The sequence below is a fragment of the Mycobacterium sp. genome, assembly GCF_049585075.1.
Classification (GTDB): domain Bacteria; phylum Actinomycetota; class Actinomycetes; order Mycobacteriales; family Mycobacteriaceae; genus Mycobacterium.
Window position 1 is genome coordinate 1 of record NZ_JBAUZA010000221.1, and the last position, 7,892, is coordinate 7,892.

7 protein-coding genes and 1 pseudogene are annotated in these 7,892 nt (G+C 64.6%); 5 read left to right on the plus strand and 3 right to left on the minus strand.

Features of this window, described 5'->3' with window-relative positions; translation table 11 throughout:
• Positions 1–175 (minus strand): annotated as a pseudogene (locus tag WB785_RS10720) (aldehyde dehydrogenase); the annotation flags it as partial.
• Positions 176–273: 98 nt separating this feature from the next.
• On the opposite strand from WB785_RS10720, the gene WB785_RS10725 reads away from it, so the two are divergent.
• The 4 genes from WB785_RS10725 (at position 274) to WB785_RS10740 (ending at position 5,066) form a co-directional block, all read left to right on the plus strand.
• Entirely contained in the window at positions 274–1,116 is an 843-nt protein-coding gene (locus tag WB785_RS10725) for a class I SAM-dependent methyltransferase (RefSeq protein WP_424079021.1), read from the plus strand.
• A 26-nt stretch (positions 1,117–1,142) separates the two neighbouring features.
• The gene (locus WB785_RS10730; RefSeq protein WP_424079023.1) at positions 1,143–3,152 is read left to right on the plus strand and encodes a prolyl oligopeptidase family serine peptidase; all 2,010 of its coding nucleotides are present in this window, start codon (positions 1,143–1,145) and stop codon (positions 3,150–3,152) included.
• Positions 3,153–3,644: 492 nt separating this feature from the next.
• Positions 3,645–4,115: an SRPBCC family protein gene (locus tag WB785_RS10735; RefSeq protein WP_424079028.1), complete on the plus strand. Its 471-nt coding sequence runs from the start codon at positions 3,645–3,647 to the stop codon at positions 4,113–4,115.
• Positions 4,116–4,163: 48 nt separating this feature from the next.
• Entirely contained in the window at positions 4,164–5,066 is a 903-nt protein-coding gene (locus WB785_RS10740) for a crotonase/enoyl-CoA hydratase family protein (RefSeq protein ID WP_424079024.1), read from the plus strand.
• A gap of 3 nt (positions 5,067–5,069) precedes the next feature.
• Here the strand turns inward: WB785_RS10740 and WB785_RS10745 are convergent, their stop codons facing one another.
• Positions 5,070–6,800 carry a cytochrome c biogenesis protein DipZ gene (locus tag WB785_RS10745; RefSeq protein ID WP_424079030.1) on the minus strand — a complete coding sequence of 577 codons (1,731 nt, stop codon included), beginning with the start codon at positions 6,798–6,800 and terminating at the stop codon, positions 5,070–5,072.
• 31 nt (positions 6,801–6,831) lie between these two features.
• Positions 6,832–7,371, minus strand: a complete 540-nt coding sequence (locus WB785_RS10750; protein ID WP_424079032.1) for a fasciclin domain-containing protein — start codon at positions 7,369–7,371, stop codon at positions 6,832–6,834.
• A 262-nt stretch (positions 7,372–7,633) separates the two neighbouring features.
• Between WB785_RS10750 and WB785_RS10755 the strand changes: the two genes are divergently transcribed.
• Positions 7,634–7,892 (plus strand): DUF1295 domain-containing protein (locus WB785_RS10755; protein ID WP_424079026.1); only part of this gene is annotated, 259 nt, incomplete at its 3' end.

Consider the following 7,892-nt stretch of genomic DNA (forward strand, 5'->3'; position numbering starts at 1 on the left):
TGTCAGCTTCGTCGGAGCGCGGTATCTCGCAGAAATTTTGGCCGGTGATCGGCGTCGGGTTCTCGAAATACCGACCACCCACCGGCGCTACCCACTCGCCCCCGATGAAGTTGCCGTACCGGGATTCGTACGACATCAGTGCCTTAGCGGAACCCGGACGTGCGTAGACGGTCATCGAAATCAGCTCCTCGGTCATGCGTGACAAAACTCACACTACCGCCGCGGCGGCCCCTACAGTCAGGGGGCGAAGCGCAGGGAAAGGAGTCGTGCGAAATGTCGGAGATCAACGCCGCCGAGGCCGCCCTGCGGCATTGGAGCGCGGTCGCGCCGGCATGGGATAAGTATCGAGACCGCCTCTTCGAGGACGTCCGCTCGGTGTCCGAGTGGCTCGTCGACCAGATCGATCCCCAGCCGGGCCAGTCAGTGCTGGAGCTCACCGCGGGTCCGGGCGAAACCGGCTTCCTCGCCGCCGCCAGGCTCGGTTCCACCGGCCGTGTTATTTGCAGTGATTTCGTGCCCGCGATGGTCCAGGCGGCTCGCCGCGGGGCCGCGGAGCGGGGCTTGGACAACATCGAGTGCCGTGTCATCGACGCGAGCCAGATTGACTTGCCGGATAGCAGCGTCGACGGGGTTCTGTCGCGGTTCGGGCTGATGCTCGTGCCCGAGCAACAGCGCGCGCTCGCCGAGATCCGGCGCGTGCTGCGGCCGGGCGGACGGTGCGCCTATGCCACCTGGGGACTACCGCAGCACAACCCGTGGATTTTTCACGTCGTTGCGGCGTTGCTGCAGAACGGCGTCGCACCTCCGGGTGACGCGTTCGCCCCAGGCGGTATGTTCTCGCTGGCCACCGCCGAGAACAACCAAGCCCTGGCCGCCGCAGCCGGTTTCACGGACGTCACGGTCGACGAGCTCACCGGCGCCATGCGGTTCGACGGCAAGGACGACTACTGGAACTACATCGCCTCGGTCGCGGGACCCGTTGCCGAGCTGGTCAGCTCGCTCGACGGCGATGAGGTCAAGGCCGTTCGCAGCACCCTCGACCCTGCAGTGGCGCCGTTCGAACACGACGGCGCACTGGAAATCCCCTGGCTGGCCACCGTCACGAGCGTCGCCTAACGGCGGTGTCCTGGGCCGCCGCGACAATGAGTCCCATGACCGACGACCCATACCTCTGGCTGGAGGACATCCTCGGCGAAGAAGCGCTCGATTGGGTGCGCGCCCGCAACGAGCCGACGGTGGCCGAGTTTTCCGGCGCGGAGTTCGAGCTAATGCGCACCGCGGCACTCGAGGTGCTCGACACCGATGCCCGGATCCCCTACGTGCGCCGTCGCGGCGACTATCTGTACAACTTCTGGCGCGACGCCGCCAACCCGCGTGGGCTGTGGCGGCGGACCACGCTGGACAGCTACCGCAGCGATAGCCCGGACTGGGATGTGCTGATCGACGTCGACGAGTTGGCCCGCGCCGACGACGAAAACTGGGTGTGGGCCGGCGCCAACGTCATCGAACCCGATCACACGCGGGCCCTGATCAGCCTGTCCCGTGGCGGCTCGGACGCAGCTGTCATGCGTGAATTCGATATGGGCACACGCGAATTCGTTGACGGAGGGTTCGCGTTGGCCGAGGCCAAATCTGGATTCAGCTGGGTCGATCCGGATACTCTGCTGATTGGCACCGACTTCGGCGCTGACTCGCTGACCGAATCCGGCTACCCCCGCATCGTCAAGCGATGGCACCGTGGGCAACCGCTGGAGGATGCGCAGACGGTATTCGAAGGCGCGCCCACCGACGTGATCGCGGCGGCCGGAGTTGACCGCACGCCCGGCTTCGAGCGGACGCTGCTGCAGCGGGCCCTCGACTTCTTCAACGACCAGGTGTATGAGCTGCGCGGCGAAGAATCGATCCGCATCGATGCGCCCACCGACGCGTCGATATCGGTGCACCGGCAGTGGCTGCTGATCGAATTGCGCACCGACTGGATCACCGGCAGCGCCAGCTATACCGCGGGCTCGCTATTGGCCGCAGACTATGACGAATTCCTCGCTGGCACAGCACAATTGCAGGTTGTGTTCGAACCCGACGCTCACACCAGCCTGCTGCACTACGCGTGGACACGCGACCGGCTGGTCGTGGTCACGCTGGCCGATGTAGCCAGCCGCGTCGAGATCGTCACACCCGGCACTTGGCAGCGTCGACCGCTGACCGATGTGCCGGCCAATACCAACACGGTTATCGCCGCCGCCGACGACACCGGCGACGAAATCTTCTTGGATTCCAGCGGATTCACCACGCCGTCGCGGCTACTGCGCGGAGCTGCCGACGGACCGCTGGAACAAATCAAGTCCGCACCGGCGTTCTTCGACGCCGAAGGCATCACCGTCGCACAGTATTTCGCGACGTCAAAGGATGGCACCGCGATCCCGTATTTCGTGGTGCGCCCGCAGGACGCGACTGGGCCCGGCCCGACACTGCTCAGCGGCTACGGCGGATTCGAGGTCGCCCGCACACCCGGGTACGACGGCGTATTGGGCCGGCTGTGGCTGAAGTACGGCGGCACCTTTGTGCTGGCCAACATCCGCGGTGGTGGCGAATACGGCCCCGGCTGGCACACCCAGGCGATGCGCGCGGGCCGCCATCTGGTCGCCGAGGACTTCGCCTCGGTGGCAACCGATTTGGTGGCCCGCGATATCACCACCGTGCGGCAACTCGGCGCGCAAGGTGGTAGCAACGGCGGCCTGCTGATGGGCATCATGCTGACCAAATACCCGGAGTTGTTCGGCGCGCTGGTCTGTCAGGTGCCGTTGCTGGACATGCGCCGCTTCCATCTATTGCTGGCGGGCGCGTCGTGGGTCGCCGAATACGGCAACCCAGACGATCCGGAGGATTGGGAGTTCATCGGCGAGTACTCCCCGTACCACAATATTTCGGCTGGCACCGACTACCCGCCGGTGCTGATTACCACGTCAACGCGTGACGACCGGGTGCATCCGGGTCATGCCCGCAAGATGACGGCGGCACTGGAAGCCGCGGGCCACCGAGTCTGGTACTACGAGAACATCGAGGGCGGCCACGCCGGTGCCGCCGATAACGCGCAGACCGCGTTCAAGGCGGCGCTGAGTTTCGCGTTCCTGTGGCGAATGTTGGGCAGTTGAGCCGCTGGCGTCACTCCCGTCACAGGCGGCGCCGAAGTAACTTTTTTGGCACATGTTGGAGAAAATCGGCGGTTTGACTTTCCTGACGGCTACCTAAGGCGTACCTTAAAGACATCTAAGAAAGACGTATGGGGAAGGTTAGGCTCGGGAGGGCCGGGTAGGAGGTCGAGATGACTCCCCTGACGGTGGCCTGCTTCTTCTTCATCGCCGCTCCGGTCGCTGGGGTCGGGCTGGTCGAGTTACAAGCACGTCTTGAGCGGTGGGATCAGAAACGGCACGCCGACGATTAAGGCCCGACGCCCCGCCTTAAGTCGAGCTATCAGCTGAGCAACACCCGAGAACTTCTAGGACACGTCCGGGGCCGGCGCCGACGCCGGTGCGGGGGGTACCGGCGGCAACGCCGGCCTCGGTAGCCTGGATACCTGAACTACTGAACCACGGCCACCGTCTCCTTAAGTGGAGCCAGGGAGGCAAGATGAATCCGGCAAGATCGTGACGGTAACCGTCGTCGATGCCGGACCCAAGCAGGTCAGCCGTTCGGTCGAGGTAGGCGCCCCGGCTAGCGAGTTGTTCGCGATCGTTGCCGACCCACGCCGCCACCGCGAGCTTGACGGATCTGGGACGGTGCGCGACAACATCCGCGGACCCGAGCGTCTTAGCCCAGGCGCGCGGTTTTCCACCAAGATGGCGATGTTCGGGATGCCGTATCGCATCACCAGCACGGTGACCGCGTTCGAACCCGACCGGCTCATCGAATGGCGCCATCCCCTTGGCCATAGTTGGCGATGGGAGTTCGCCGCGGTCACGCCGACCAGTACGCGGGTCACCGAAACGTTCGACTATCGCGACACCGGACCTGTCAAGGACCTGCTCAAGTACTACGACCTGACCGGCTTTGCCAAGCGCAACGCCGCCGGTATCGAAGCCACGCTGGGTCGACTCCACGACCGCTATAGCCACTGACGAGCGAGGTCCCTAGACACAACGTCGCCCAGCGACTTCCCTTGAGCCATGCCAACTGCTCAGTTCGAGACGCTCCTGTACACGACGGCCGGTCCGATCGCCACCATCACGCTGAACCGCCCCGACCACCTCAATACCATCGTTCCGCCCATGCCCGACGAGATCGAGGCCGCTGTTGGGCGCGCCGAGCGGGACCCGGAAATCAAGGTCATCGTGCTGCGCGGCGCCGGCCGGGCGTTCTCCGGCGGCTACGACTTCGGCGATGGCTTCCAGCACTGGGGCGAGGCGATGAACACCGCGGGGCGCTGGGATCCGGGCAAGGATTTCGCGATGGTGACCGCCCGCGAGACCGGGCCGACGCACAAGTTCATGGCGATCTGGCGGGCGTCCAAGCCGGTGATCGCCCAAGTGCACGGCTGGTGTGTCGGCGGGGCCAGCGACTACGCGTTGTGCGCCGACATCGTCATCGCCAGCAACGACGCCGTCATCGGCACCCCCTACAGCCGGATGTGGGGCGCGTATCTGACCGGGATGTGGCTGTATCGGCTCAGCCTGGCCAAGGTCAAGTGGCACTCGTTGACGGGCCGACCGCTGACCGGTGTGCAGGCCGCCGAGGTCGAACTGATCAACGAGGCGGTCCCTTTCGAGCGGCTGGAGGCCAGGGTCGCCGAGGTCGCGGCCGAGCTAGCACGAATCCCGTTGTCGCAGTTGCAAGCTCAGAAGCTGGTGGTGAACCAGGCCTACGAAAACATGGGCCTGGCGTCGACCCAAATGCTGGGCGGCATCCTGGACGGCCTGATGCGCAACACCCCCGAAGCGCTCGACTTCATCCAGACCGCCGCCACGAAGGGTGTTCGGGCTGCAGTCGAGCATCGCGACGGGCCGTTCGGCGACTACAGCCAGGCCCCGCCGGAGCTGCGGCCCGACCCGTCGCACGTCATCAAGCCATAACGATCAGCCGTAGGTAAAGGAAAACGCCTGCAGCCCTTTGCTTAACCGCACGTCGAGTAAGCGACGGGCCACGTCGTTGCCATTCACGATCTGGTGTGAGGTGGGCGGCCCACTGACGGCAACCGCCGTGGTTTTCCCGTCGCGCACGACCGTCATCGTGCCCGTTCCGCCGACGACGATGTAGACGTTTTTGGCGCGGTAGTTCAGCTTGATGCTGGAGGCGTCGCTGTCGGCCGTCGCGCCCTCATAGTCCAGTGTCCACGGTCCCTGCAGGGCGAAGGTGTCGTCGGGCACTGACGGCGGGAATGTGAAGTTCCGCTGTCCTTTGTCGTAGCCGCCGTCTCCGGCGTAGTTGACCATCTTGCCGACACCGAAATACGTTTCGGGAGTCAAGCCTTCCTGCGGTGTCGTATCGGCTGCGTCCACCGGCGGCGGCAGTGCGACTTTCGTTCGCGCACTTGTGATCAGCTCGCGGATCAACTTCTCGGTGCCGTTGTAGTCGCCTTCGCCGAAGTTGACGTGCCGGACGATACCGCTTGCATCGATCAAGTATTCAGCCGGCCAGTACTGGTTGCGGTAATTCGTCCACGTCGAGTAGCTGTTGTCTAGGGCGATCGGGTAGCTGATGCCGATATCAGCCGCTCCCTTTTTCACGTTGCCGGTGACCTTTTCGAAGGCATATTCCGGGGTGTGCACGCCGATGACCTCAAAACCGTCGTCTTGGTACGCCTTGTACCAGCCTTCAACGTGCGGGATGGCGCGCTGGCAGTTGATGCAGGAGTAGGCCCAGAAGTCGACCAGCACCACCTTGCCCCGCAACGCGTGCAGGTCAATTGGCTTGTCCCCAGGGGTGTTCAGCCATGCGGAGATGCCCTTGAGGTCGGGTGCGGCGCCGCAGTTCTGTAGCTGCACGGAGCCGCTTGCGCAGTTGGACAATTGTTTGTTCTGGTCGTTGACAATGCCGCCGAGCTCTTCCTGAATCTGTTGCCCGTTGCCCAGCTTGTTCTGCAGCGAGCCGGTGTAGTCGGGAATGGCCCGCTGCAGCGCTGCGGGCAGGTTGAACACCAGCGCTATCGCCAGCAGCAGAGTCACCACCCCTGCCGTGATGCGGATCTCGCGTTGGTGACGACGAAACGCACTGACCCGCTGAGTAACTCGCTGACCCGCCAGCGCGAAGAACAACAGCGGCACCGCGGTGCCGATAGCGAAGGCCACGGTGAGGATGACGACGGGCACACCGATGTTTGCGGTGGCGCCGGCCACCACAATCGCGGCCAACACCGGGCCGGCGCATGGCACATAAAGCACACCGAGCGTTAGGCCGAGGCCAAACCCGTTGCTACGGGCGGCGATCTGCTTTTGTGGGATGCGTGAGAACGGCCGCTCCAGCAGTTGCTCGACGCGCGGGAAGATCAACCCGAGACCGATTGCGACCAATGCGGCCAGCGCGACCCAGCGAATGGCATCCTGCGGCAGGTGCAGCAACGACAGCAAGGCTGAGCCGATCAGCGTGACCAGGCTGAAGCTGCACACCAGGCCGCCGATTACCCGATACGGCCGCGAGACTTGCTGTTTCGGCTCCACCGCAACCGCGACGGCGCCGACGGGCGTGCCGGGCGTGACTGACGCGCCGGATGTGCCGGCGAAGAAGATCACCGGCAACACCGGAAGCACGCATGGCGAGATGCCAGTGATCAGCCCTCCGGTTAGACCGATCAGCGCCAGCGACAACATGTTCACTATTCGCTACCACACTCCTGGTGGATCATCGGTTGGGCGGGGTCAGCACGGTGTCGATCATGTACACCGTCGCGTTGGCGGTGTGCACGCCACCGCATACCAGCCCCGCGTCGTCGACTTTGAGGCCATTCCCCTGGCCGGTCACCTTCACCTCAGCACCCTGCAGCGTCTTGTGAGCGCCGTCAACGGTGTTCGGGCTTTCCTGCCCTTGCACCACGTGATAGGTCAGGATGTTCTTCAACATGTCAGCGTTGGTCTTGAGCTCGTCGATCGTGCTCTGCGGCAGCTTGTCGAATGCGGCGTTGGTCGGCGCGAAGACGGTGTACTGACCGCTGTTGAGGGTGTCGACCAGGTTGACGTTCGGGTTCAGCTTGCCGGAGAGTGCGGCGGTCAACGTCGACAGCATCGGGTTGTTGGACGCCGCCGTCGCGACCGGGTCCTGTGCCATTCCGGTGACCGACGCGGGACCACTGGGATGCTGGGCGGAGTAATCCGCGCATCCAGTACCGATCAGGTTGGCCGCGGGCGTCATTGCGGTCGTGGCGGCGGGCGCCATCGTGCTCATGGCCGGATTCGCGCTGGTCTGCCGCGCGGACTGGGATTTGTTGCTCGAACACGCCGAGAACCCCAGGGCCGCAATCGCCGCCAGGCCCACCGCGAATGTCTTTGCGTGAACATCCTTCATCTTGCTTCAGCTCCTCTTGTTCGGTCGGATAGTTGCTTATTCGGAGCGGTTGACGGCATGGATGGCTTTCGGGTGTCGCCGTCATCCGCTCGACCGCCCGCTCCGAATACTCAGATATGCGAGAGTCGTTCGAATGCGGGCCATGATCGGTGAATTCGGAGTCGTCTCGGGCGTCTCGGCTGCCGCACTGCTGGTGGTGCACGCCGTGACGTTCGCGATCGGTCGCCGTATCGGCCGCTACAACGTCGTGGACGTGGCCTGGGGGCTGGCCTTCATCGCGGTCGCGGCGGTCGCCGCAATCCTCGGCGACGGCGACGCGTTACGCCGCTGGCTGCTGCTAGCGCTGGTCACGATCTGGGGGCTGCGGCTGAGCGGCTATCTCTACCGGCGGTCAGCCGGCC

Excerpts from the sequence above, each read along its gene's own strand:
- WB785_RS10725 (WP_424079021.1), top strand. The coding sequence starts at position 274 with ATGTCGGAGATCAACGCCGCCGAGGCCGCCCTGCGGCATTGGAGCGCG.
- WB785_RS10730 (WP_424079023.1), top strand. The coding sequence starts at position 1,143 with ATGAGTCCCATGACCGACGACCCATACCTCTGGCTGGAGGACATCCTC.
- WB785_RS10740 (WP_424079024.1), top strand. The coding sequence starts at position 4,164 with ATGCCAACTGCTCAGTTCGAGACGCTCCTGTACACGACGGCCGGTCCG.
- WB785_RS10745 (WP_424079030.1), bottom strand. The coding sequence starts at position 6,800 with ATGTTGTCGCTGGCGCTGATCGGTCTAACCGGAGGGCTGATCACTGGC.
- WB785_RS10750 (WP_424079032.1), bottom strand. The coding sequence starts at position 7,371 with ATGAGCACGATGGCGCCCGCCGCCACGACCGCAATGACGCCCGCGGCC.